General features: G+C 43.0%; 20 protein-coding genes. 7 read left to right on the forward strand and 13 right to left on the reverse strand.

The genetic code is table 11. The features are described 5' to 3' along the window. Positions 1-88: 88 nt before the first annotated feature. From L3V36_RS17725 to L3V36_RS17735, 3 genes are all read right to left on the reverse strand, one after another. A complete protein-coding gene (locus L3V36_RS17725) occupies positions 89-805 on the reverse strand; it encodes a hypothetical protein (protein ID WP_208775618.1) in 717 nt (238 codons plus the stop codon). Between the two features lie 52 nt (positions 806-857). Beyond that, the gene (locus L3V36_RS17730; protein WP_208775619.1) at positions 858-1,790 is read right to left on the reverse strand and encodes a hypothetical protein; all 933 of its coding nucleotides are present in this window, start codon (positions 1,788-1,790) and stop codon (positions 858-860) included. A 146-nt stretch (positions 1,791-1,936) separates the two neighbouring features. After that, a complete protein-coding gene (locus L3V36_RS17735) occupies positions 1,937-2,644 on the reverse strand; it encodes an Abi-alpha family protein (protein ID WP_208775620.1) in 708 nt (235 codons plus the stop codon). Positions 2,645-3,257: 613 nt separating this feature from the next. On the opposite strand from L3V36_RS17735, the gene L3V36_RS17740 reads away from it, so the two are divergent. Further along, positions 3,258-5,081, forward strand: coding sequence for a M4 family metallopeptidase (locus tag L3V36_RS17740; RefSeq protein ID WP_208775621.1), 1,824 nt, complete (start codon positions 3,258-3,260; stop codon positions 5,079-5,081). 324 nt (positions 5,082-5,405) lie between these two features. Then, positions 5,406-6,617 (forward strand): DUF3103 domain-containing protein, encoded by a 1,212-nt coding sequence (locus tag L3V36_RS17745; RefSeq protein ID WP_208775622.1) that lies wholly within the window; start codon positions 5,406-5,408, stop codon positions 6,615-6,617. A 92-nt stretch (positions 6,618-6,709) separates the two neighbouring features. Here L3V36_RS17745 and L3V36_RS17750 read toward each other — a convergent pair whose 3' ends face one another. Continuing rightward, positions 6,710-7,027 carry a Dabb family protein gene (locus L3V36_RS17750; protein WP_009846539.1) on the reverse strand — a complete coding sequence of 106 codons (318 nt, stop codon included), beginning with the start codon at positions 7,025-7,027 and terminating at the stop codon, positions 6,710-6,712. 214 nt (positions 7,028-7,241) lie between these two features. After that, positions 7,242-7,481 carry a hypothetical protein gene (locus L3V36_RS17755; protein WP_017081013.1) on the reverse strand — a complete coding sequence of 80 codons (240 nt, stop codon included), beginning with the start codon at positions 7,479-7,481 and terminating at the stop codon, positions 7,242-7,244. Between the two features lie 256 nt (positions 7,482-7,737). Between L3V36_RS17755 and L3V36_RS17760 the strand changes: the two genes are divergently transcribed. Beyond that, the gene (locus L3V36_RS17760) at positions 7,738-8,622 is read left to right on the forward strand and encodes a LysR family transcriptional regulator (protein WP_017090766.1); all 885 of its coding nucleotides are present in this window, start codon (positions 7,738-7,740) and stop codon (positions 8,620-8,622) included. Positions 8,623-8,787: 165 nt separating this feature from the next. Here the strand turns inward: L3V36_RS17760 and tnaA are convergent, their stop codons facing one another. From tnaA to L3V36_RS17775, 3 genes are all read right to left on the reverse strand, one after another. Further along, complete coding sequence (gene tnaA, locus L3V36_RS17765; protein WP_208775623.1) at positions 8,788-10,260, reverse strand: tryptophanase; 1,473 nt, start codon at positions 10,258-10,260, stop codon at positions 8,788-8,790. An 818-nt stretch (positions 10,261-11,078) separates the two neighbouring features. Beyond that, positions 11,079-12,779: a GTPase gene (locus L3V36_RS17770; protein ID WP_208775624.1), complete on the reverse strand. Its 1,701-nt coding sequence runs from the start codon at positions 12,777-12,779 to the stop codon at positions 11,079-11,081. Next, on the reverse strand, positions 12,766-13,878 hold the full coding sequence (locus L3V36_RS17775) for a GTPase (RefSeq protein ID WP_029225580.1): 1,113 nt from the start codon (positions 13,876-13,878) through the stop codon (positions 12,766-12,768). The genes L3V36_RS17770 and L3V36_RS17775 overlap by 14 nt, the downstream gene beginning before the upstream one ends. A 249-nt stretch (positions 13,879-14,127) precedes the next feature. Between L3V36_RS17775 and L3V36_RS17780 the strand changes: the two genes are divergently transcribed. Continuing rightward, positions 14,128-14,640 carry a peptide-methionine (S)-S-oxide reductase gene (locus L3V36_RS17780; RefSeq protein ID WP_208775625.1) on the forward strand — a complete coding sequence of 171 codons (513 nt, stop codon included), beginning with the start codon at positions 14,128-14,130 and terminating at the stop codon, positions 14,638-14,640. A 166-nt stretch (positions 14,641-14,806) separates the two neighbouring features. On the opposite strand, the gene L3V36_RS17785 is transcribed toward L3V36_RS17780, so the two are convergent. Together L3V36_RS17785 and L3V36_RS17790 are read right to left on the reverse strand one after the other, a co-directional pair. After that, positions 14,807-16,423 carry a polysaccharide lyase 6 family protein gene (locus tag L3V36_RS17785; RefSeq protein ID WP_208775626.1) on the reverse strand — a complete coding sequence of 539 codons (1,617 nt, stop codon included), beginning with the start codon at positions 16,421-16,423 and terminating at the stop codon, positions 14,807-14,809. Positions 16,424-16,508: 85 nt separating this feature from the next. Next, on the reverse strand, positions 16,509-18,281 hold the full coding sequence (locus L3V36_RS17790) for a transporter (protein ID WP_017077159.1): 1,773 nt from the start codon (positions 18,279-18,281) through the stop codon (positions 16,509-16,511). Between the two features lie 508 nt (positions 18,282-18,789). Between L3V36_RS17790 and L3V36_RS17795 the strand changes: the two genes are divergently transcribed. The 3 genes from L3V36_RS17795 to L3V36_RS17805 all read left to right on the forward strand — a co-directional run bounded on the left by L3V36_RS17795 (position 18,790) and on the right by L3V36_RS17805 (position 23,046). After that, positions 18,790-19,398, forward strand: a complete 609-nt coding sequence (locus tag L3V36_RS17795) for a toxin-antitoxin system YwqK family antitoxin (RefSeq protein ID WP_004733536.1) — start codon at positions 18,790-18,792, stop codon at positions 19,396-19,398. Between the two features lie 491 nt (positions 19,399-19,889). Continuing rightward, positions 19,890-21,443: a methyl-accepting chemotaxis protein gene (locus tag L3V36_RS17800; protein ID WP_108190207.1), complete on the forward strand. Its 1,554-nt coding sequence runs from the start codon at positions 19,890-19,892 to the stop codon at positions 21,441-21,443. Positions 21,444-22,311: 868 nt separating this feature from the next. After that, positions 22,312-23,046, forward strand: a complete 735-nt coding sequence (locus tag L3V36_RS17805; protein ID WP_017077161.1) for an oligogalacturonate-specific porin KdgM family protein — start codon at positions 22,312-22,314, stop codon at positions 23,044-23,046. Positions 23,047-23,178: 132 nt separating this feature from the next. Here the strand turns inward: L3V36_RS17805 and L3V36_RS17810 are convergent, their stop codons facing one another. From L3V36_RS17810 to L3V36_RS17820, 3 genes are all read right to left on the reverse strand, one after another. Continuing rightward, positions 23,179-23,895 carry a 3'-5' exonuclease gene (locus L3V36_RS17810; RefSeq protein ID WP_017077162.1) on the reverse strand — a complete coding sequence of 239 codons (717 nt, stop codon included), beginning with the start codon at positions 23,893-23,895 and terminating at the stop codon, positions 23,179-23,181. After that, entirely contained in the window at positions 23,895-25,757 is a 1,863-nt protein-coding gene (locus tag L3V36_RS17815) for a DUF294 nucleotidyltransferase-like domain-containing protein (RefSeq protein ID WP_004733532.1), read from the reverse strand. The genes L3V36_RS17810 and L3V36_RS17815 overlap by 1 nt, the downstream gene beginning before the upstream one ends. A 227-nt stretch (positions 25,758-25,984) precedes the next feature. Then, the gene (locus L3V36_RS17820; protein ID WP_004733531.1) at positions 25,985-26,704 is read right to left on the reverse strand and encodes a FadR/GntR family transcriptional regulator; all 720 of its coding nucleotides are present in this window, start codon (positions 26,702-26,704) and stop codon (positions 25,985-25,987) included. Between the last annotated feature and the right edge of the window lie 112 nt (positions 26,705-26,816).

A 26,816-nucleotide genomic window follows, 5' to 3' on the forward strand; every position in this document is an offset into this window, starting at 1 on the left:
GTTCAATTCAACAAATACGTTTAGTTAGTGAACGTTAAACTCAGAGATAGTGATTATTCAAATGAACTATTGGTGCAATAGACTCTTGTTAGGGATATTTTCGCAAAGTAGTAACTTTGATATTTCTCTTACTGTTTTTTGTTTCACGCCAAACCTCAACTCTAAACTGATCTACAGGTGGAGATGGGGTTCTTGGTTTCGGTTTTCGTGGTTGTTTGGGCGGTTGCTGAGGGTTTGTTAACTCTTCTCCATTCACGTCAATGAGCTTCAACTCCATTTGCTCAGGGGTTACTAGTGTTTGTTCCAAGGATTCTTTGAGGTCCTTGTAAAACTCAGGAGCCTCTTCTAGTTCCACACCAAAAATAGCTTCCGTTTCTTGCATTGCTATTTCGACGGTTAATTCGCCACGCTGAACTTTGACAAAAAGGCTTTCTAAGCGAGCAAGAGATTCTCCTCGCTTTCGCAATTTGGGCTGTACCCGACTAAGATCGAATGGTGAGCTAGCTCTTTCCCCAAGATAGTCACCAACAGCCTTAACTTGATTATTTATAGTTTGTAGACCGGAGATAAATGAACCATATTGTGCAATACCAAAATACAAGACACTTGCAGTTGCAAGTATTTTGCCTTTGGCTTTTATTGAACCCTCTTCAACTTCTAAAACAAGAGAGTAATCTCTTAACTCTAGGTTTTGCCCAACATAAGATTCCCACTCATCAAAGAGCTGAGTCGAATAACTTTCAAAGTCCTCGCGAGATAAGCTTGGCACTCCAATATAAAAATCAATTGTACCTATATTTGCCATTATTATTCCTATGCCAAGCGTTACGAATCTGTAGTAAGCGCTTTGTTATAAACTAACACTCAATAAAATGATCTTTGTTATCTATGTACATCTCTATATTTTCGAATACCCATTGTGTCTTTGAGTTCTCATTACGACCGCTACGTTTTCTTTCACGAGGCTTCCAGCGTCCGAAAAATATATACTCTTTTGATGGATCTATGTGTGCGAGCAATGAGCTATTTTTTAAAATGATTTGTGGAATTGGCTTCTTAATTATTCCATTTCTATCAGGTTCCACAAATGGAGAGTTTAGCTCCACTACATAGAAAGGGAACTTCTCATTCGTTGGTTTTCTAAGTTCATGAATATACCCAGAAATGGCAAGAGGCATCGTGTACTCACCAACTTTATAGTGCTTAACAAAATTATGAAGGTTCTCATGATCAAAGTAAAAGCGTTCCCAACTTACTTTCTTGCCCCGATAGTTAAGCGTTACTAAACTTTTCAATTCTTTGTTGTCTTCACACAGTGCTCTCAACTCAAGTATTTGCTTCAATGTTTTCAGATAGTTGGTTAGTGTACCTTTGTTGGAGTATTTCTTATCAGACTCTCCCGAACTTCCCCAAGCCTTTCCTTTGTTTTCTATTTCCGGTTTAGACAACTCCCACAGAGCTTTAAGAAGAATATGGAGTCGAAACTCATATTTCGATTTATCAATTGCGGAAAACACAGCAGAATCCGATGATTTGGCTATGATGTTGAGCTGACCACTAATGTTATATCTGCATCTCGAGCCATGTTCCTCATTTCTTTTCAATCGAAAACATGGCGCTATTTCTACAGTTTTCGTGGCATATTTTCGATCATGTCTTTTTACAAATGATAACTGTGCACTGCAACTAGGAGATGCACAAAATAGAGCCCCATAGGGCTTATTCTCATAATCAGTTGCAGCTATACGATTGCCACATCCTAGACTAGCTTCAGGGATCTTACTTCCCATCAACAACCTCCTCTTGTTTATAACGCCCGGTTAAGTGGTGAGTGACGCACCGCCAAACCTAATTTGAACACCGTAATCACATAAGTCAAAACTAACACTAAAACCGCCGAGCGTTACGAATCCACTTGAACCGTTTGTTATGCGTATTATGGCGATACTGATTTTAGAAAAGCCTGTCCGGCACGAGATAAATGTAAAATAACGGTACCGTCTGGATATTTTTCTTTATTTGGAGCAAGCAGACCTATAAACCTGAATTCATCCAATAAAATGCAGGAGTAGTCCCAAGGGAGCATTTCTGCGCCGATTCCATTAGAGAGCCAATGAGTGAAGCTATCGTCATTATATGAAATATATCCACCACAATGATCTGTTACTTGATCTTTTGCTTTTAGTTTCGTTAATAACTGAGCTTCTTTTGAGCTAAAGTGAGAAAGAATCTCGACAAAGTGAGGGTGAAATACATTATCAATCAATTGCTCAGCTAATAGGTTTTCCCACATCTCATGCAGAAGCGGGTCTGTTTCTTTAGAAGACTCTTCGATTGCCTTTACAAAACTCTTACTGTGCGCAGGTGCCACAGTAGGCTTATTCAACCTTTTAGCCTTGTTTTGCGCTTTTATAACAGCATTCTCTAATGTGTAGGTAGCAACGGCTTTTTCTACCTCTACCATATTATCGAACTTTTGCTTTATATAACGACCAAGACCGTTTGTTGTTTCTGTTATAGGGGCAACCAATCTATCAAAAGTACTTAATACAGTGCTTGAAGTCTGCGTATACACTTCTGGCGGGATTGCTTTAGCTACTTTCCCCAATCCTACTAAATCTAAACTTTTACTATCATCGGACATAATTTTTCCTCTACACATAACAGCTATTAGACAAAAATTGCTGTATTTAAATGCAGAATTTACTGTCTGATTCTTATGCAACCTATATTAATCGACTTACTTTATTTATAACAATGACTTATCGTTCTTAGTTTGTGATTGAGCAAGAAAATGTAGAAATTTTCTGTCTAACAGAACTAAATGTAGAAAAGTTGAGAACTGTGCTTAGTAGTATTGTTAAAACAAGTTTACTATTGATAATAAAGACAATATTTCCACTTCCAAAAAACTACTTATTTACTCATTTATAATTAAGATAAAAACTGAAAAATATCGGAATTAACTTAGAGAAATTCATTCTATAAATTAAAACAAAGCGGGTTTTAATAACTCTCTCCCCTTCATACGTTTACGATAAATAATAAATTTAGATTTTATAAAAACAATTTGATCAATAAGGTTTTTTGTAAACTTTGAATTACATACTCTAAAAATAAATCTCCCTGATAAACTTGTCATAATTCCAAATGCTCTTCCAATCTTGATTCGCAACACATGGCACAGATGTGTTGCATATAGACTTCCTATAAAGCCGTTGGGAAGAAGGAGTTTATATTAAAATCAGGAACGAATAATGAACCAACAACGTCAACTAAGCTGGAAAATAGCAGCTATTCTAGGTACATCTTTTGGCTTTAATGCACACGCTGCAGAAATGGTCAGAGTCGATAATGATGCATTACTACAACAAAGCCTCGTCGCTCAGTCGAAGAGTGTTGCTCCACTTGAATTAGGTTTTTCTGAAGTTAAACGGGTGGTATTGCCCAATGGAAAAACGAAAGTCCGCTATCAACAAACTCACCTAGGTTTACCCGTCTTTGATACCTCCGTTGTCGCCACCCTTTCCAAGAACCAACCCACTCAGGTGTTCGGCTCCATGGCACAGGGGATCAGTGGTGACCTATCCAGCATCGCGCCAAAACTGAATCGAGAACAAGCGATTGAAGCTGCGATATCCTCTCACCGCACGTTTACCGTCGGCAAAAAGTCGATTGAAAATAAAAACGCGAAACTGATGGTGAGACTGGACGAGAACCAAGTCGCCCAAGTGGTGTATCTGGTCGATTTCTTTATCGCGTCCTCTATGCCAGAGCGCCCTTTCTACTTTATTGATGCCACGACTGGCGATGTGCTCCAAAAATGGAATGGGCTAAACCACGCTAAAGCATTAGGTACAGGCCCAGGTGGCAACCTCAAAACCACTCGATATGAATATGGCAGTGACTTCCCTAGCTTTCCCATCGACAAAACAGGCACAACTTGTACGTTAGAAAATGAATCAGTTAAGACCGTCGATTTGAGGAACGGAACGTCTGGCAGCGCAGCCTACAGCTACAACTGTGCCGACGGAACCAACTACACCGATCACAAATACATTAACGGGGCTTACTCGCCTCTTAACGATGCGCACTATTTTGGTAATGTCGTATTCGATATGTACAAAGAGTGGATGAACACGTCGCCTTTAACTTTCCAGCTGACGATGCGCGTTCATTACGGTACCGATTATGAAAACGCCTTTTGGAATGGCTCATCCATGACATTTGGGGATGGCAAAAACACCTTTTATCCATTGGTCGATATCAACGTGAGTGCTCACGAGGTTAGCCACGGATTCACCGAGCAAAACTCCGGCCTTGTGTACCAAAACATGTCGGGCGGTATCAATGAAGCCTTCTCAGACATTGCGGGCGAAGCGGCTGAATACTACTTGCGTGGCAATGTGGATTGGGTGGTCGGTAGCGATATCTTCAAGTCTGAAGGTGGTTTGCGTTACTTTGATCAACCTTCAAAAGATGGCCGCTCGATTGATCACGCCTCTCAATACTACGATGGTTTGAACGTTCACTTATCTAGCGGTGTTTATAACCGCGCCTTTTATCTTTTAGCGAACAAATCGGGTTGGAATGTACGTAAGGGCTTTGAAATATTCACGGTTGCCAACCAGTTGTATTGGACGGCAAACAGTACCTTTGACGCTGGAGCTTGTGGCGTAGCGAATGCCGCAGCAGACATGGGCTATGTGGTTGCCGATGTTGAAGATGCCTTTAACACGGTAGGCGTTAATGCAAGTTGTGGTGGAACGCCTCCAACTGGCAATGTATTAACGAAAGGCACACCGATTGCGAACCTAAGCGGGAATCAATCTTCAGAGAGCTTCTACACGTTCACTGTGGATTCTGCATCCAGCGTGACGGTTTCAATGTCTGGTGGTTCAGGCGATGCCGACCTTTACGTGAAATCGGGCAGCAAGCCAACGACATCGAGTTACGATTGTCGCCCTTATCGCGCTGGAAACAATGAGCAGTGCAGTGTGAGCGCGCAACCGGGCGTAACCTACCATGTGTTACTGCGTGGATACTCGAACTACTCTGGCCTAACGTTGCGTTTAGATTGAGTTAGAGCCAGCCTCTCAAACAAGTTGTAAATCGAGAACTAGCGGTTAACCGCGAAATAAAAACCTACTCACTTTGAGTAGGTTTTTTTATGACACACCGTAGTAGCTAATAATATTGTAAGTTATTTACTGATACGTTTATTAATTTATAAATATCAAGGTTGCTTAGGCATTGTTTTATAAAAACAGTTTAAATTGAGATCCTGTGCTGCACAACGAAACAAAAATAACTGACTAACTTTTGAACACATTCACGTTACTGATAGGTTAATCCTTATAGGGCAAATGCTCTATTAATGATAAAAATTAAAATAAGGATTATTTATGAGACCATCTTTTCCTATCAGTATGGTGCTTGCAACGACAGTGGTTGGCTTCCAGTCTTATGCGCAAAATATTGAGACAACTGATTCATTAAGTATTGCAGAAAGTAGCGCAGCGCAAAAGCAATCTCTGGCGTTACAAATCAGCGAGCGTTATTCCGATCTTGAGCTTTCATTGAAGGCTCAGATCTCAGAAAAGAACTTATCCGCGCCTGTAGATAAATTGAGCTCTACTCAACCCTACTCTGCATTTTCAAGCCGGATGCAGAAAGCGGATCTTGGTTATCGCAAGATGAAAGGGATCAACGACTTCAGCGACTCTGTGTTAGAGGTTCGCATGGCTGATGAAGCGATGATTGAAGCTTGGAAGAATGGTGAAAACCCGCTGTTTGCATTTGAACCATCAGGCGACGATTCAAACTGGCAATACATCGAAGCCTATGATGTGTATGGGCAGGTTCACGAGCTAGACGTGTACCAAATGCCAGACGTCCCAGTGTTTGTGGTTGATAGTAACGGTGCTGAAGAGCTCAAAGCTGGCTTAATGGCAATGCAGGCAGAGATGCAAAAGCTGGGTACTACAACGCAAATCAATGCCGTTAGCGATACCAATGCCGACGAGAGTCAACCTCAAAAACCGTCTTTGATGAACAAGGCACGTCGCTCGATGGCCTTGTCGGAACCTAAGCCGTTGAATACCACACAATTAACCAAAATCCGTTTAGCCGTCGACCAAGAACCTTGGATCTCTGGTAAAGCGGAAATCTACGCTATCGTGACGGGTGTCGATTCAAGTCGTTTAGAGCCCCAAATCGACCTCGTTGAGATGCCTTATCTGGACTACGACAAACAGACGTACTACCCGAACCAGACCGTCATCTTCTGGCCTCGCTACCGTTGGGGCGCTGCAGACATGATCTTAATGGAACACGATGATGGCACAGACTACAAAGCGCTAGCAAAACTCTTGGTTCAAGCCGCAGAAGAGATACTGAAGATGATTCCTGATCCAGAAGTTCAGGGTTATGCGATCATTCCTCAGATCACAGGTAAGATCATTGATGTGATTCCTGAAGGCGTATTAGTGAATGATGATGACTTCGTGGATGTGTATTACACCTTAATGCAAAACACGCCTTATGTTGACCGCCCAGGCGCTGGCGGTAATGCTGTCGCATCGTTTGCACCAGTCACGATTTCACCAACAGAGTAAGTCGTTTCTTATTTAGTTAGGGCTTAAACGCTAGGCCCTAACTCTTCATTATCGAAGGTAAGTCAAACACAACAGACCTACTCAGAACCTAATTACAGGGAGTAATCAAACACAATGATGTCTTCTAAAAGCGGACGAAACACATCTTTCAGCGCATCATGCTCAGGGTGCGGAAGGTAATTCTGGCGGCCTTCTTCATCAGCGAAAGTCATTAACACCGAGTGGGTATAACCTTGATTCTTGTTTTCAGGGCTGTCATTTAATCCCCATTCTACTGAAGTGACCCCTTCAACCTTGTTTGGCATCGCTTCAAACAGCATCTTTAGTTTTTGAACCTCTGAAGCCTCAGCGTTTTCTTTAAACTTAATCAGTAGAATATGACGAATCATTCCCGTTTCTTTTTGAGTCATTCCTTGTCCTTTCGAGTCGTTCGCTTACTGGTTTATAATGCTTAACCAACACCCAATAGCGATCTAAATTAGAGAACAACAAAATGCCACACGTTACACAACATGCCAAGGCTAGATCGCTAGAGTTTATAAAATACTCCACAACCCAATAACGAAAAATGCTGCACCCGAGGGCGCAGCATTTCTCATGACAATGGTAAGCACATCTTTAACGTTAATCACGACGACCTGTAAGCTGGATCGTTTGGTCTTGATCTACGTTCTTTTGGAATTGGATTCCGCCGTTAGACGCTTCATTTCTTCCTTCCAGTGTTAAGTCAGATTCAACACGCTCAGCCTTTACTTGATTACCTTCGCTTCTTGTCATGTCGATAGTCCCTGTATACGTACCGTCGGCAGCAAAAGCCGTGTTCATTGAAAGAGCCATTAAGCCTAGTGCGATTAACTTTTTCATACATCACCTCATATTATTTTTAATTATTTGTTCGTTTGGTATCAGTGTTTCTTTGTTGAGGTAACTTTAGCGCTTGAGTGAAAGCCATTCGAGGAAAAGCAAGATTTACCAAATGGAAAATCAAGGGATTAGCGAAGTTCTGACGCTGTTCTGTCTTATCTGTTTTGTACTACCACTATGATATTAGAGTCACATAATTTCTGTACGCCTACCGCACCGAAATTACTGCCTATAAAAGGATTCATTTGGAGAGCCTGTGGACATCAATCTAGACATTCAAAATATCCTCGTCATCAAGCGTATGTATGAACTTCGCAATGTTGGACTGGTTGCGGAGTCGCTAGGAAAAACCTCTGGGGCGATCAGCAAGAACCTCTCGAAGTTAAAGTTGCAGCTCGACGATCCACTGTTCATTCAAACCAAACACGGGTTTGAACCCACGACTTTTGTTGAAACCAACATCGAAAATTTTGAGCAGATCTTAAGCAGCGTTGAAGCCATTAAACACCAAGTATTTTCGCCAGAAACTTACCAAGGTGATATCAAAATCTACGCAAATACCCTGTTCTGGGAGCGCTTTGGCTCGAAGCTCTACTTTGCTCTGAGTAAAGAAGCCCCGCATGCTCACTACTCATTCGTTCGGTGGGGAAGCAATGTAAGGAACAGGCTCATCGACGGCGAAGAATCCATAGCGGTTCATTACTTTGATGAAACCTTGCCACAGTCAATTTCTCAAATGGAATTCGGCAAAGGAAAAGTGGTGTTCTTCGTGAGAGAGGATCATCCAGCGAAAGACTTTGAGTCGCTCGCCAACTACCCAATCATTCTATTTAAAACCCCGGGATGGAATGACAATAAATACCCGATCCTTGATCGCCTTAGAAATATCGGATTTCACGTAAACCCAAGAGTGGAAGTCGACCACCCTGCGATGATTCACGATGTTGTGTTCAAATCCGACTATTTTGGTATCACCCTCAATGGCAGCGTACCAGAAGGCTGTCGTAGTATTGATTTACCCGAAAAACTGACGATCGATGTGGGTTATGTGATGAGCTGCCGTCGTTCACAGAAAGACGCGCCTTTGAATCAATGGCTATTCCAAATGTTGAAATCCACCCTAAAAAACAAACAAGCGTAGTTCAACATCTAAAGGCCTAAATGATTAACGGGTTAAGTACTTAAAAGCGTAAAAGCTTAAAGGCTTAGCTGCTTGATGACTTAACTCCCTATCATCCAAAAAAGAAAAGGCTCCTGTGGGAGCCTTTGATTAGGGTTCTAGTGACTATTCGCTTATGTTTTTATTTTAAAATGCTTCTTCGAGCGTTTGTTCATTCTTTTTTTCTGTTTGTTTCTCGCTGAGCTCTACCTCTTTCAAGCGCGCAGTGAAGTGTCTTAACACCGGCGGCTCGTAGGTAAAGTCGAGCCCTTTCACTTGTCCTGCATTCTCTTTCACTTTTTCAAATGCTTCGATGATGAAGTCCATGTGCGTTTGTGTGTAGGTCGCGCGAGGAATGGTAAGGCGCAATAACTCAGCAGGACATGGGTGTTGTTCACCGGTTGCTGGGTCGCGACCTTGCAGCAATGAGCCAATCTCAACCGCTCTGATACCCGCGACTTTATAGAGTTCACACGCCAAAGCATGTGCTGGGAACTGACCTGCTGGAATATGAGGAAGCAGTTTACCCGCATCCACAAACGCAGCATGACCGCCTGCTTGCTGGCACACGATGCCCATCGCTTCTAAGCCATCAACAAGGTATTGAACCTGACCAATACGGTACTCCAACCAGTCTTGGCGCATACCGTCATAAAGGCCAACCGCAAGACGCTCCATCGCGCCGCCTTCTAAGCCACCATAGGTTGGGAAGCCTTCTTGCACGACACACAAGGTTCGACACTCTGTGTACACATCCATGAAAGAGTCGTCTTTAAAGCACAACAAGCCGCCCATTTGTACCATGGCATCTTTCTTAGCAGACATGGCTAAGCCATCCGCGTATTTGTAAGACTCACGAGTGATCTGTTCGATTGTCCAATCTTGATAACCCACTTCTCGTTGTTGAATGAAGTAGGCATTTTCAGCGTAACGTGCCGAGTCCATGATCACAGGAATGTCGTACTTCTGAGCGATTTCATACACGGCTTTTAGATTGGCGATCGAGACAGGCTGTCCACCAGCAGAGTTACAGGTAATGGTGCTCACAATATAAGGAACATTGGCTGCGCCCGCTTCTAAGATCGCTTCTTCCAGCTTCACCACATCGAAGTTGCCTTTGAAGTCCGCGTTCACCGAGGTATCAAACGCTTCTTTGGTATAAACGTTTTTCGCCACACAGCAATTCACTTGGGTGTGACCTTGTGTTGTATCGAAGAAGTAGTTCGACAGAGCGACCATTTTGCTTCGATCGAGCCCTTTCTCCATTTCACGCTTCTTGATAAGAACAGGAATGTAGATCTGCTCTGCACCGCGTCCTTGGTGTGTTGGAATAGTCAGCTCATAGCCAAAGATATCTTTCACCGCATTCGACAATGCATAGTAACTGCGGCTACCACTGTAAGCTTCATCCCCCATTAACATCGCGGCTTGCATACGCTGAGTAATAGAACCTGTACCACTGTCTGTCAGTAAGTCGATAAACACATCATCACTATCCAGTAAGAATGGGTTCATGCCCGCGTCAACAATGGCTTGTTCACGATATGCAGAGGTTGTTCTTTTTACTGGCTCTACAACACGAATACGAAACGGTTCTGGTAGATGTTTGAAGTTTTCCATAATAGTACCTTTCTATACATTCCGATCAGGTCGAAATCTATTTTCTTTAGATGTCACGAATCCTCACCATTAATTTAATAGCTCCGTATAAAGATAGACGGAAATTAACAATGAAAATAAACAAGTTAAATAATGACTTATTAATCAAACCTTAACAGAGGCTAAGATAATTATCGAGAACGACAAAACAACGAATATTCTGCACGAAATAATAAGTGCGACATTCATGCGTTCAAAGGTTATCAAAGTTGCTGATAGGTAAACAAAGCACGCTGCTTTGCTGGCGCGTGACGCCTAGAGGGTACTACTCTGAAGAAAGGCGGAACGAGAGCTGGTGATCTAAGGTATACCAAGCTAACAAGGTTAGCCATGTTGTTGATTGCCATTTCAGATACATGTTCACAATATATCCCTACGTTGAAATCAAGATGATCCGAAATTTAAATATAGTGCAATTGTTTTATAAATAAAGCTTAGAAAAGTATAAATGTGATCAACATTTAGAATGATGATTAAATACGATAGCATGTTATATAAACTGTGAATCACAGCCGTTTATATACTATTAAACTAGTTCAGCGAGTTACTTAATAATATCGAATCTCTTTTAAACTCAATACTTATCTAATAAGGGGCGAAGATGGCTGTCTTCTAGAGAGCTACTGAGCTTAAAAAGCCAAGCTCTAAAACTCTCCGGTCTAGAAAAGCTAAGCACTAAAGCCCCAGCCTTAACAAAAAAGATAAGCTCTCACGATCTAAAAACTCAGTTCTGATGAGTCTCAGCCTCATCAGAACCGTTTTGCAGCCGCAGTCGTGGATTACTTTTTCTTCACGACTTGCTTGATGGCCATTTCAGCCAATTTTGGCGTCGCTGCTTTCAATGCACTGGGGGCAACCTTCTTACCCGCCTTGACCGCTTTATTCAGTTGGCCTTTAACCGACGTGCCTCTTTTCATGGCTTCTAAACGTTGGCGATTTCTTTGCACGTTATTTGCGTCAGCGATACGCTCGATCAACGTCTGCCTTAAAGTATCTAAACCAAACTGTACCTTTTCTGGCGCAATCGCCAGCGGTAACACGATATCGGTTTGCAGCAATATATGATTGTATTCGAGCGCTTGAGCAATGATCTTCGCTTTGGCCGATGTTGGGTTATCTAAGTCATACGGCGGTTGCCAGTCGTCTACAGGCTTTAATCGGTCTACCTGATTCACAACCGACACCACAATCGGCTTCTTGCGTGAGATGTTCTTAGGATCGTCATAGAAAGCATCAAATCTATCTTTCAATTGCTTATCCAAATCACGCGCAGATTGATTGGCTTTAAGCACCCATAACACCACATCGGCTTGGGTCATCTCTTTCAGCATTAAGGCTTCGGTTTTAGGATTGCCATCAAGCCCTTGAAGATCAACCACGCGAACATCATTGTCGTCGACAAACGCGTTGTATACCGTTGAAGTGTCGGTTGATGGCAGTACATCCACTTCAGCTACCAACTCTTGCTTAAGCGCATTGATAAGCGAAGATTTACCAGAACTGGTTTGCCCCACCAGCACGATTCGCACGGGTTCTAACTCTGGAGCAAAGCGTTGTTCGTCGAGTTCAGAAACATCAGACGCTTTCAGTGCTTCATCTTCAATGCTGAAACGTCCGCTATAGAGATCAATCGCCACCGCCGCAACTTCATCTAATAAGGCTTGTTTAGCGGCGTATTGCATGTCATCAACCACACCTCTTGTCATTGAAGATGTCGCTTGCTCTCTCCCTAAATCAGAAACAACTTTTAACGGGTTCAAATAGAGGTTTTTGAGGTGATTCCCCCAAATAGCGGCCTTAACGATCTTCTGCCCTAGCTCGCCATATTTGTCATAGGCTTCGTAGCCCGCTTTGATGTAAGAAACCTTGAGATACTCAATGCCCGGTATATGCTCTCGCACTACCAGTTTGTAGCGTCGGCTTACCTCTTCGAACAGCTTTAGCCCTTCAGGAATCGAGAAATCGAGCGATTTCTTATCAAACTTTTTCGCCACAAACTCAAGTACTTCTAAACCGGTTTGGTCTAGGTTGCCCCACTCTATGTCGACCATTAATTGTTGGCGTACATGATGTTTTGAATCATTCCAGATCGACAGTTCTTTTTGAGACCAATCAGTCGAAGCCTTAACCAATGCATCGTTGATATCAGCTTTGTTATGTTGTGATTCAGATTCAGAAGCATCTTCGCCAAGGCCGTCACTCTCTTTATTTGAGAAGGGCTCCGTACTTGAAGAGCGGCGTGAAGAGCGGCTTGAAGAATCGCGTGAAGAACGACTAGAAATGAACAAGGGAATGGTGAATACCAAGGTACTCACGGCAATGGCAATCGACATTTCGAGTAGGTAACCGTATTTGACCGCCAAGAACACACCAAAACCCATCATGATAATGCTTGGGAAGATCGCCGAAATCAGAGCAATACCCCAACGGCCGCTCGATAGCACCGCCAGTAATCGAAATAGGTTTCTAATTTTCTTCATAGCCCGACGCCGCCTTTCCTTTTTTCAGGGATTCTTTGTAGATCTTCTGCATCTCTTGTTCAGACACTTCTTCGCCTTTGTTCTTATGATAGAAGTAAAAACAAGCCGCGCGACCTAAACCATAAGAGGTGCCGAAACTCATTGCCGCTGCAGCCACTGCCCCTACCGTTTGACCATAAACTGGAATCAGCTTTATCAACTGTCGAGTGCCCAGTTTCATTCCGTATTGCAAAGCAAAGCTGCTTCCCAGGGTGCCTATCAATTCACTGAAGACTCGCTTGTTCCACTCGACCCCATATTGATTGGCCAAGCTGTGAAGCATTTTGGCTTGAATCGCAGGTACCGATACCAAACCAACCCCCGGAATCAGGTCACTCGCCGCGGCACTTCCCGCATACCAAAGCACTTCGTTTTCTACTTGATCAAAGTTGGCTTCTTCTTGAGTGGAGTGCTCTTTGTCTTGCACCATCATTCCAATAACAGGAAGAATACTGGTCAGCTTTTCTAACAAGATGTCATAGTTGTAAATTGAACCACTGTTATTGCTCGAGTCATCCGTTTCGAAATCGACTGCTACCGATTCAAACTCTTTACCCCAAGCCTTCTCTACTTGGTTGGTGTTGAACTGAACCTGTCTTGCTCGATCTGTTTCACCGGAAGACAACACTGCAGTATGAACAAGCAGCAAGTGCTTAATTTTCTTCTGTTTCTTAATCTGCTTTAGAGCCGCAAGCACTGAGGATTGTTCAGGTTCGTCGGCTTTCATTACAACGACTAACGCATTACCTGCCTGACCAATCTCTTCCAGATCCTCTTTCGCATCATAATTCGCTTCGCTTAGTCCTCTGGTATCGAGAAAGCGCATCACGGGTTTGTCTTGTGGGAATTCGTAAGACATCGCCGTCATGGTACAAGGCGCAAAACCATTGCCCACTTCTACAGAAGAGTCGCCAGTCACCGCCTGAATAAACGATGACTTGCCCGCCCCCGTTTTTCCCAACAGCCACAATGTCGGCAGATGCTGACGCTGGTATTCATGGGCCTGAGTAAGATCTGGGTTCTTGCTCGGATTAATGAAGTCTTTTATTTGATCAAACATGTTTAGAGTAACGCTCACTTGATGTTGAGATTCGAGTTGATGACAAAGCAATACTGACTTATATAATCACAAATCATATTAAACTTATGTTTGTTCAGTCGCACAGGTTTACAATACCTAAACGCTTGTTTTTATTTGCGCGCTCATTTTTATAGACGCTTTTTTATACGTGCGGGTATCATCGTATTGATTCACGCATCGAACAGACATAAGCAAACATCGACAAACACAGAGAAGTAAAAGGTAAGTATGGAACAAATTTATTTAGCTGGCGGTTGCTTATGGGGCGTACAGGAATTTATTAAGTACGTTCCTGGTGTTATCAGCACAGAAGCAGGCCGTGCCAATGGAAGCGCCCAGCTAACCGAAAACGGGACGACACAATGCGATAGCACACAAAGCGATTACGATGGCTATGCCGAGTGCGTACAAATTGAATTTGATCCAAATATCACTTCAGTAACGATTTTGATGGGACACTTGTTTGAGATTATTGACCCTTACAGCGTCAATAAACAAGGTGTCGATGTCGGAGAGAAGTACCGCACAGGCGTTTACAGCACTAACGCAGAACACTTAACCGAAGCTAAGCATTATATTGCCTCTCGTGACGACGCCGACCGTATCGCACTCGAGATATTGCCGTTAACTCACTATGTTGCGAGTGATGATATCCACCAGCATCACCTAAGCCACTTCCCTGAAGATCACCACTTATGTCATATCCCTTGGGATCTGCTGCATAAGTATAAATCACAGTAGTCACGACGTAAGATCGAGATAATCACGACCTAAGATCGATAAAGCCTCAACAGACATTACCCGTTGAGGCTTTTTAAGTGTTATGGTCAGGACAGCTATCGTGAATTGATTTGATAGCTCAAGCCATTAAGCATTAGCCATTAAGTAATGACCCATAACCAATAACTTACTTAGTCGTATTTTCAAGCACGTAGTCCGGACCCGCTGTTTCAGCCGTCACAACTGCAAGTTTAGACACGTCTGCGCCTTCACCTTGGTAAGCGTTAATGCCATTTTCTACAACAACTTTTGGTAGCTCAACCGAGTAACCTTCAATCAGTTCAGAATCCGTTACTTGACCTACGTAAGTTTCGTCTGTGTAGGTTGCGCCGACTAATGGGAAATCTTGCGTTGCACGTACACTGACAAACTCAGGTGACTGCGAGTTATCAACCACGTTGTGTTTAAACGCCACATCAACGCCCGCATAAATGCCTTCCACTTCTGCGTTGTCAAACAAACTTACACGGTGGCTTTGGTTGCCGTAAACAATGCCCCACTCAGTGTCGACTAGAGAGTTATTTTCGATGGTGATATTTTTCGGCGTCCACTGCTTGTTCAGCTCTTTGCCCTTCACTGATTGATCTAGCTGCTCACCATTCGCTACGTCGATGATACCTGTGTTAATAACAATGCCGCCACGTAGGTCAGCATTGCCTTCAATCACACCGTCACGTCCACGAGTATTCACAATGTAGTTATTACGGATCACATGGTCCTCGTCGTAGATTCGAATACCACCCGTTAAGTTCTTTTTATTACCTAGAATAATGTTATTTTCAACGCTACTTCCTTTACCATGACGCAAAGAAATCAAAGCTGAACTTTCAAAAATTGTATTACCAGAAATTGTGTTGCCACCCGACTTAACTGAGACAAGCTCGCGCTCGCCATCCATGTCGATCATCAAGTTATTAACGAATTTTGAATTAGAATCCCACTGAGAAGATTTTGAATCACCAATACGAAGTGCTTCCCAGCTGTTGCCGTTGTAACGAATCGCTTCTTTGATGTCGAATTCGTTGAATTGGTTAGGCTTTTGATCCATGAAGATATTATTTGCGATTAGATGGTTGTCTGGCGTGTCATCTTTTTGCACACCAATCAACGTGCCGCGTTTTTGCTTACCTTCGAAACGGTTGTTGATGACTTTACCGTCTTTACCCCACAAAGAAACCCATAGGTATCTTGGGTATTCAGAACGACGCTCATCTGGTTGATATTCATAAGCGTGGTTAAAGTAGTAAAATGTTGAATTCTTTAAAGTGTTGTTGTCGCCCATCATTCGTACGCCGCCAAACCTTTCGTTTGGACCGCCTTCGGTAAACACTAGGCCATCAAGCGTGATGTTATCGCCTTTCAGTTCAAACTGAACTAGGCCAGTTAACCAGGCGGAACCCGCTTGCTCGGCTTTAATGGTGATGTCATTCGCCGTAATCGTCACTTGACCTAAGTTCGCGTATTTACCGGCAGGGATCACCACTTCGTCGCCATCTTTTAGATTTTCAAATTGTGCTTTAAGCGCAGCCACTTGCTCTTCTGATGCAACGACTAAGGTGTCGCCATCGACCTCAGCTAAGCGGTCACTACTCAATAGGTAACTACGGTCGATTTCGCTAATAGCAGGCGCAGCTTGTTCAGCGACACTGACTACGGGTGCTGTTTTCTCTTGTGTCGTACAGCCTGTTGCAAAAGCGAGCGTGAACGCGCTAATAATACTTACCGATAATAGTTTTTTGTTCATCGTACATCTCACGTTAAAGTTTGGATTATAAAAATGACGGCCACCCATTTAGGTAGCCGTGATGTTATTTAGGATGCGTATTAAATTAGCCTTCGGCTGGAGTTACTTCGTCTTGTTGCTCGACTTTGTCATCGACCGCTTTAACAAGTAACAGGCCGACAGAGAACACAATCAAGCCACACAGAACGAATACCATGCGTCCCCACATTGGGTTTGGCAGTACAAACATAGTCATTACGCCCACACCCGCTACCGCGATAAGTGAACCCAACATACGACGTTGCTTGTTATCCAGTTTCTTCTGTTCATTACTTTCAGCTACTAACGGTGTTGCTAGATTGTTGAAGAACTTGTCGACATCTTTCTCACGGTGTTCCGGTAATGGCTTGTAGAACAATGTTGAAAGAACGAAGAAGCCAGCAGTAAATACGATGTGACCGATAAGGCCGATAGCCACTTTCAGGTCAGCCCACTCACGGCCAGTTAGTTCGTTTAGACCGAACCAGTTTTGAATCATGTCCGCTGTGATAACGAAACCAACGAAGTAAGAAACTACACCACCAACGACTAGCGTGCCCCAGCCAGCCCAATCCGGAGTTTTACGGATAAAGAAGCCACAGAATGCAGGAATCGTCATTGGGAAGCCGATCAATGCGCCCACGTACATCATGGTGTCGAAAAGGCTCAGACCTTTAAGAGAGTTAATGAACAGAGCAACCAAGATGATCGCGATGCCGAAGAAAGTAGACGTTATTTTAGAAACGACCATTAGCTCTTTCTCTGTCGCTTTAGGGCGAAGAATCGGCTCGTAGAAGTTCTTAACAAAAATACCTGAGTTACGGTTTAGACCAGAGTCCATTGAAGACATTGTTGCTGCGAACATCGCGGCAATCAGAAGGCCAACCATACCAACCGGCATGTACTCTTGAACGAAATATAGGTAAGCGAAGTCAGCGGCTTTGCTGCCAGCTTCTGGGTAAGCTGCTGCTAAATCAACACCTTGACCTGCCATGAACCATGAAGGCATGAACCAGATGATTGGACCCAGTGTCATTAGTACACAAGCAAGCAGTGCTGCTTTACGTGCGTTGTTTGAGTCTTTCGCTGCAAGGTAACGGTAAGAGTTCAGCATGTTATTGGTGATACTGAACTGCTTCAAGAAGATGAACACTGCCCAGATGCTGAAAATGCTTAGGTAGTTAAGGTTATCACCCGTAATAAATGAATCGGTTGGGAAATCATTGATGATTTGCGTGACACCGCCACCGTGGTAGACCGCTACTACAGCACACGTTACGGTCACTGCCATAATGATAACCATCTGCATAAAGTCAGATGCGATTACCGCCCAAGAGCCGCCCGTTACTGACATCACCAGTACAACCAGACCCGTTAGGACAATCGTCGTTGTCATATCAAAGCCGAAGATACCCGACGCGATGATCGCAAGACCGTTCAACCAGATACCTGCGGAGATAACGCTGTTTGGCATGCCAGACCAAGTAAACACTTGCTCATTCACCTTACCAAAACGCATACGAATCGCTTCAATAACCGTCACAACGCGCAGTTGGCGGAACTTCGGAGCGAAGTAAAGGTAGTTCATTAGGTAACCGAATGCGTTCGCGATGAAGATAATCGCCACGGCAAAACCATCGGTAAAGGCTTTACCTGCTGCACCAGTAAATGTCCACGCACTGAACTGGGTCATAAATGCGGTTGCACCTACCATCCACCACAGCATATTACCTCCCCCACGGAAGTAATCACTTGTCGTACTTGTAAACGTTCGGAACATCCACCCTATTGCAATTAAGAATAGGAAGTAGATGCCAACTATCAGGGTATTGAGTTCCATCTTGAGACCTTTATTTATGTTTTTTGTTGAGGTCACTATAGATAGATGGCAAGCATATTTGTACTACAATAATCCAAATGCGTGACAGTGATCTTACAGTCTGATACTCAATTAATCATACAAGTGATCGAGTTCAAAGTTGCACCACCTACGAGCATAATTCCTCAAGTGAGTGCAGCCATCCATACTATATTTCGACAAAAACCCCGAAAAACATGAACTAACCCTCTAAAAACGAATGATTATCGACAAAAACTATTATTTGTCACGATCAAAGCTCAAAGAAGAACAGCAAGAATATCGTTAGATATAATTTATAAAAATGAATCAAACCAACACATTTGTAGTACAAATAGAATTGGGATTTTGCTTTTAAAAGTTCCCTATATTAGGTAGCCAATAATGAAAACTTGAAAACCACTATTAGATACTGACAGTGGTTCTCGGAAGTGAAATGCTTTTAACACACCCGTTACACTTTCCCCTCGTCCATTAAAAAGGTGTCATTATGAAGAAATACGTTCCAATCTTAATTGCTCTTAGTACGGTATCTTCTATGAGCTATGCAGCCACCAGCGATGATGCTGTTGACTACTTACAAATGCGCAAAGGTGTGGCTTATCAAGTAAACCACTCAAAACCCTTTACTGGTCAATTTGAAGAGAAGTTCGATAACGGCCAAGTCGCGACCCAAGCTCAATTTGCCGATGGCCTAGAACTTGGGTTAGAAACCAACTGGTATCCGAATGGCCAAGTCGCTTCTAAAGTGAATTACGTTAAAGGTGAGCTGCAAGGTAAGGCCGAGACCTGGTATCCAAACGGACAGAAAAAAGCGGAGCTCAACTATAAAGACAATGAGCTGTCGGGTGTTGCCTCTCGCTGGTATCCGAATGGCGAACAAAGCCTAACAGCCGAATTCAGTGACGGGCAAAAAGATGGATTGGTAACGGACTACTACCCTAATGGCAATAAGGCCAGCCAAGCGAAATTTGATGAAGGCGAAGTAGCAAACGGGAAACTCACTCGCTGGAATACTAACGGAGACAAGGTTGAAGAACTGACCTTTAAAGACCACAAAGTCACGTCTAAACAGGTTTGGATGCCGACGGAAAGCTAATACTAAAAAACGGCTCTCACAGGGTTAGTCTCATACATATAAACGACTGCTGCGAATCCGCCTGCAGCTAACCGTCTGCTGCAAACCCGTCTGCTGCTAACCCGTCTGCAATTAAGCGACAAGAGCAAGAGACACAACAAGAGAAGACATGACAATAGAAACGAGCATTCATGTGACTAAGCGTGAATGTTCGTGGCTTTTTCACTTGCTCTTTTCTCTACCACTTCCCCTCATCACTTTGGTCCGACTATACCTCAATCTCTCGTTATTATTTACAGGACTCCATCTAGTGATAAAACAATCACCAATAGTCATTGAAAATAATAAATATTTAACTTGCGCATAACCTTTCCATAAAATACTGTAAGCAAACGTTTCCGTTGCGAGTCAGATCCCAGTTATCCGCTTGTAAGCTACTGATCACGCAAATAAGAGAAACGAGATTCCCAAATACGTTGTTGAGTCATATTGTTTTGCTTTGGTGCCTGCCTATGAAAATTAAAACCTCCCTTTTTAGCCTTGCTTGTTTATCCATTATTTCGTTATTGGTTGTCGTCTCATTCACTGAAATGGCAAACCTAAAGCTGATCAAACTTGAGAAAACCCTGATCAAGGTGAAGTCGCTTGAAGTTTCGATGCTTCAACTAAATCGAACGGAACTAGAGTTTCTGATCAGTCACGACAAAGCCCTCAAGCCTGAATTCGCCAAAGAGTATTCACACTTCCAACAGTTGATGAATAGCTTCTCTGTTTTACTTGAAGAGTCAGACATTGCTGTACCAGAGTTAGACAAACTGAATCGAGAAGTAAAACAATACGACAAAGATTTTTCCTTGATGGTAGACGCGATAGAACGCAACCCAGCAAAGGTCAGCGAACTGAAATCAGAAATGAAAATGCTGTTTGAAGATATCATCTCGATATTTACCGGCGTTGAAGGTCGTTTAGAACAACAGGTCGAATCGATTCAACAAACCATCACTACGTTTATTGTGAGTTCCGTAATCGCCGTCACTGGATTACTGATCGTGCTGTCCTTTGGGATCTCATCGCGTGTCGCTAAGAAGATAGCCTCGTTAAACGCAACCATGTTGCACGTATCCCAACAACGTGACTTTACCGTTAAAGCGGAAGACAGCGGTTCAGATGAAATTGCGGATATTGCCAAGTCATTTAACACCGTATTAGAAGATATTCGTCAACTTGTTGGTCAAGTACAAGGGTCGATCCAAGAGCTCGGCAACATTTCGAACCAGTTGCAACACGACGGCATAGAAGTGGAAAGCGCTTTAAACAAGCAGCAACGACAAACAGAAAATATTGCGACCGCGATAAATCAAATGGGCAGCAATATCCAAAGTGTTGCGACCAATAGTGAAAACGCATCATCAAATGCACAAACCAGTTTCGCCACGGCGAATGATGGCCTGAACGATGTGGCCTTCACCAGAGATACAATCAATACGCTTTCAACTGACTTAGTGAGTGCGAGTGAAGAAGTGAATCGCCTTTCTGTGCACTCAGAAAAGATCAATACCGTACTAGAAGTGATTAAAGACATTGCTGAACAAACCAACCTACTCGCTTTGAACGCCGCTATTGAAGCAGCGCGCGCTGGAGAGCAAGGTCGTGGTTTTGCGGTCGTCGCCGATGAAGTGAGAACCTTGGCTGGCAGAACACAGCTTTCAACCGAAGAGATCTCAACCATTATTCAAGGGGTTCAAGATCAAACCCAAATGGTGGTTAACACGATTCAAAATTGTTGTGAAAAAGGTAACAGCAGTGTCGACTCTTGTGAGAAGGCACATTCAAGAATCACATCGGTTATCGCAGACATGGAAACCATTCTAAATAACAGTTTAGAAGTCTCCAATGCAATGAAGGAGCAAAGTGAAGTGACGTCAGAGATCATCGAAAACGTAGATGCCATTAAACAGCTGACATTGACGAATGTAACGAGCGCTTCAAAAAACGCCGCTTCTGCAACTTCAGTAGTAGAACAAACAGACTCACTTGAACGCGCTGTCATCAACCTAAAAGCTTAGCTCTTAAGCCGCGGCTTACACGTTTTTTCTTATCAAACTATTCTCTACTCAAATTTCAGATAAAAAAACGCTCATGTTGCCTGTATCAACATGAGCGCAAGGGTAGATCTTCGACTACCGTCTCCTACCTTTCTAAACGAAAGCAGAAGTTATAATTAGAATAGTTGGGAGCAATAATCAAAATGCTTTCGCAAGCACTTCAACGATTTCTTCTTTGTCACTAATAAAAACAACGGGTAACCATTCGAACCCTGTTCATTCCTATCAAGTTCATATCTATATAGCAGGCTATGTCACTGCCTTGCCTACTACATTTCAAATCATCTCTGGCCGAGCTCTATAACACCTAAAACAAATGCCTAGCGGTTTAAAGTATTTTGGCTTCTAGCCATTTTTCCTTTCTAACCATTTAGCCTTTAAATCGTTCTTACTTATCCGCTTCGCAGCGTCAGTTCATGCAATCAACACAGCAAAGTTATGTGTTGCTACAGAAAGTTAGTAAATAATAATGTATTACAAATGAAAATAACATCTAAAGATTCAATTTTTTGCTGTAGCGCACATTTATTGATGAACAAAACCCTTAAAAATCATTATCAACAGACAAACAAAACACTAAAAATCATACACTTACAAAGACAGGCTGACTTTGTAACCCTTTGTAAATAGTGGTTTTGTCCTAACAACACGATCCAATTCACAGATCATGCGCCTTCAAATCGTTAGCATATTTGTATTATTTAAATGCAAAACAAATTTGAAATGGCCAAGAAATCGTTTCAACAAAAAATTGCATTGAAGACAAGAACTACTCTATTTGGCTTGTAATTATGGCTAATACTCAACCTATAAATATGGAATTAATACCATGAATAAAACTAAAATCGTGATTGCTGTGGCATCTGTACTCGCTGCTGGCTCTGTATCTGCGGCGTCTTTCGATATGAGACACGAATACAAGAGTCATACAGATCAACACGCTACTCGTGTAAAACTGGGCGATAGCATTGGCAACTTCCTTGTAGATATCGAAGCGAAATTCAAGGGAGAAGACGGTAAATTCATGGAAGATTTGAAGAATAACGGTTGGGAGCTTGGTCTAAATTACCGTCATGTACTAAACGATAACTGGACAATGACTTACGGTATGCCAATTGAAGGTCGTGAATCTGGCATTACGTACAAACCTCAAGTTCGTGCGACATACAGCGTTGATAGCATCGACGGATTAAGCCTAAGCGCACGTTACCGTTACGATATGAGACAAAATACTAAATCTATCGCAACAGACTCTGACGGAAAACCCATTCTGGAAGACGGAAACCTTACTTATGAAAATGATAGTAACCAACGCCGCCACCGTCTAACGGCAAACGTTAACTACTCAATGGAAAACTGGCGCTTTGGTTTAGAGGGTAACTACTACAAAGCAGATGGATATGACATCTACGACAACGACGATACCAACTACGAGTTGAACGCAAGTATTCGTCACATGATGGGTCAATGGGCACCATATGTAGAGTTTGGTGATGTAAGTACTTCATCGACTAAAGCGACTCGTGAACTACGTAGCCGTGTTGGTCTAACTTACAGCTTCTAATCGATAGCTATATAAATAATCTAAGATAATTACTGTCCTAATTTTCTAAGACCTAAAAAAAGCCAGCTTAATCGCTGGCTTTTCTTCTTTCAAATCATTCAAATAAGAGCCAAGTACTTAACGCTCCTAGCCCTAGTGACTGATTCGATAGAGAAATGCAACGGTCACGTCATCGTTAGGCACAACTCGCTTCTGCTGAGCTAAAAACAATTCCGCAGTTGATACTGCATCAGCAAGCGCATTATGATTGTTGTATTCAGGAAGCCCGTATCTTTCACGAGTGCCTGCTAGAGTCAAATCCACTTCTTCATGATTGCTGATCGCTTTCTCCATGCTCTTTTCGATACACAATGTGTCTAGCCAAAGCAGAGGAATCGCTCGTAAACCATAGCAACGAAGAAGATATTGGCTAATGAACCTCTCTTCTACCATGCAAGCGTGCGCGACAATAATCTTGCCTTTCGCTGCTTCGAAGAACGTCAGCATCGCATCATGAATAGAAGCGCCCTCTTCTAACATTTGCGGCGTAATATGGTTGATCACGGCGGTTTCTGCGTTGATCTGCGAATCGTTATCCAGATAAATATGCTTGGCGGACGCTAAGTCTATTCGCCCCTTGACCACATCGACCCAACCCATGGACAAAATCAGATCTTGTTCGCTGTCTAGACCCGTGGTCTCAAGATCCAGCACGATATAGTCACTGTCTTTGGCCAAGTCCGTCATTTCAGGGCAAGGCTGATCTACGAGATCATGTAACGCTTCTGGCAACTTAACCGTTCCCAGATATTGCTTACGTTTACGTTTAATTCGCTCAAGCGGATGAAAGTAATTTAAAAACGATTTCATTAGCGCGCTCCGAAACGAATTTTCGCCGCTTCTTGAAGGTCAGCAATGATCCTAAAGGCATCTTTCAAGTGTTTACGCTCAAAGCTACCAAAGCTATCTGGATTGATATTGTTGTCGGGCACATCTCCGTTCTTCAACGCTTCAAGTTGATGACCGAATCGGAAAGAGAGAATGAACTGGTAAGCACCTAGAATGTTTTTGAATGCGTCGTCGCTCAGCATGCCTTTTTCATTGGCTGCCGCAAAGCGTTCATCAGTGGCCGACAAGTCACACTCCACTGCAAGACCATAAATACGTGCTAAATCAATAATCAAGTTGATGGCGTATTTCTTCACGTTCAAGGTTTTCTTGTTCTCACCCGATTTTTCTAACACCAAGCTGTTGAAGATACCCAAAGGTGGATTGGTATTGACCGCATCTTTCACGAGCGTACTTAGGAACTCACGGTTGCCGCGAATATTAGTATGCAGCTCATCACGAAGAATGCCTTCGAACTCACTGTTGCCATAAATAGTACGGATCTCTAGGAACACACTGATGTTGAGTAGGCGTTCATACTCAGGGTTGGCAACCCACTTTTTATAGTAGTGCTTCCAAACATTGAGTGGCTGACACCATTTTGGCGTCGCTGCCATGAATTTTCCTGGGCATAACGGGTAATCGCAGCTTGCCAACCCGTTGGTCACCATCATCGCTAAGTGTTTGAAGTAAATACGGTCACTGTCTGTCGCATCATCAGCCAGTACAATCGCGCTGTCTTGATCCGACAGCATGTGCACTTCATTACGCGCGTGCGATCCGGCTACGATCCAAGAGAAATCACACGGTGGTGGGCCTAATTTATCAATCGCTATTTGAATCAATCGACGGGTGTAGGCATCCATAATCATGGTCATTACCTTACCGACGGTTTCCGGTGCAACCTTGCCTTCCACCAGCGCTTCAAAAATAGCTTGTCGCTCTGGGGTAAACGAAGACATGGTTTTCACACTGCCCGCGTATTTGATTTTCTCGATTAAGAAGATCGCTTGGACACGGTGGTTTTGAACTAAGTGAGACGTGGTGAGGAGACCAACGACCTTATTCTCTTTCACAACGGGCAAGTTACGGATATTGAATTGCATCATGATAGATGCAGCATGCAGCACTAAATCATCGGGTTTCACTGTGAGTGGAGAGTGTGTCATTACCTCTGAGATCAGGCTATCAGTACTGACACCGTGAGCGATCACTCGCTTAGTCATGTCACGGTCGGTAATCAAACCAACAATGGTTTCACCCTCATAGATCACCGCACATGGCGAGCGTTGATGAAGCATTTCCACCGCTACCGATTGGATGGTTTGCTCAGACTTAACAATGGCGACCTGCCCGCTTGCCACTTCTTCAACCTTACGAATGAACAAGCCTTTCTCTTTATTTGACCACACCACATCCAATGCTGACTTCAAACGAACCTGAGCCTGCGACGCAAAGTGTTCTGCACAGCTTGGAAAGGCTTTGAAAAGCGTTTGAAGTGCCGAGTGCGGAATCACATAAAGTAAGGTGTTCTCAATTGCGATGGCTCTATAGCCTTTCTCATCGTTAACTTCAGAATCTAAGAATGTAAAACCGAACAAGTCTTCGCTACCTAAACGTGCGCGAAGCACACCGTCCGATTTTCGTTGCTCCATAGAGCCAGTTCGAATGATATAGAGCGACTTTTCTTTGCCCGATTCACACAGATCAACCACATCACCTTTGCCGAGGTAAGTGATCTGAACATTAGAGGCAAGTTCACGCAGCGCTTCTTTAGGGATCTTATCGAATGGGTCTATCTGACCGATAAACTGAAGAATATTTGGTAATAAAGACTGAGGCATAATCACACTCGCAATAATTTAATTAGTATTATTATATAACTAACAAGGCTGGTTGCTAGTGGTTTTAACAAAACAGCAAAGAATAGGTCAAATATTGGACATCAGTCAGGTTTCCATCAAATTTAGACACAAAAAAAGCACGTATTAAACGTGCTTTCCTGGTGTACCTTTGAGTTCCAATGAACCAGTTCTAACAAAGATTCAAAGTAAAAATCTTTTTAAAACAATTAACTAGCGATTGGTAACCTGTGGTTCGTTTCTAGCAAGTGACTCGCTGACGCTTGACGCGCTTTATCACTGTTCCCCGCCATGATTGCTTCATAAATTTGGCGGTGTTCTTCAATGCAGGTACTTCCCTCTTCAGAAGAGTGAGAAATAAAGTTAACAAACATAGTCGTTAAGATATTGCCGAATGGTAGGTAAAAGTCGTTCCCTGTCGCGTTGAAGATTAGGCTATGGAACTTCATATCAATATCTAGCCAACGCTCTTTATCAAGAATCTCTTCGCTAGATATCTCCACCATTTTTTGGAAAATTTCTGATAATTCAATTCGTTGATCCGCAGTCGCAAATTTAGCGGCCAACGCACAAGCTTCAGGTTCGATGGCACGGCGCAAGCCTAAAAACTGATGGCAGAATTGGTCGGTGTCAGCTAAACCGTCCATCCATTCGATCAATTGTGGATCTAAGAAGTTCCAGAACGCGCGGTCAACAACACGAGTACCAATCTTAGGGCGAGATTCTAATAGGCCTTTTGAAGTAAGAAGCTTAACCGCTTCTCTTAATGCTGTTCTACTGATACCAAATTGCTCACACAGAGCCATTTCACCAGGGATAATAGAACCTTGAGGCAAATTGCCCGACAAAATACCACGAGCGATTTCACGTGCAACTTGCACATGAAGGCTTCGCTTAGAGCCTGAAATAGAATTGAAATGACCAGCCATGTGTCTACTTACTTATTAGATATGTATTATTTAATTCGTACTATAACACTGATTTATATCTCTACCAACTCAGTATCAGAATAACGTGAGGTCACTACCAATATAGGCTAGA

The organism is Vibrio sp. G-C-1 (assembly GCF_021728015.1).
GTDB classification, from domain to species: Bacteria; Pseudomonadota; Gammaproteobacteria; order Enterobacterales; family Vibrionaceae; genus Vibrio; species Vibrio splendidus.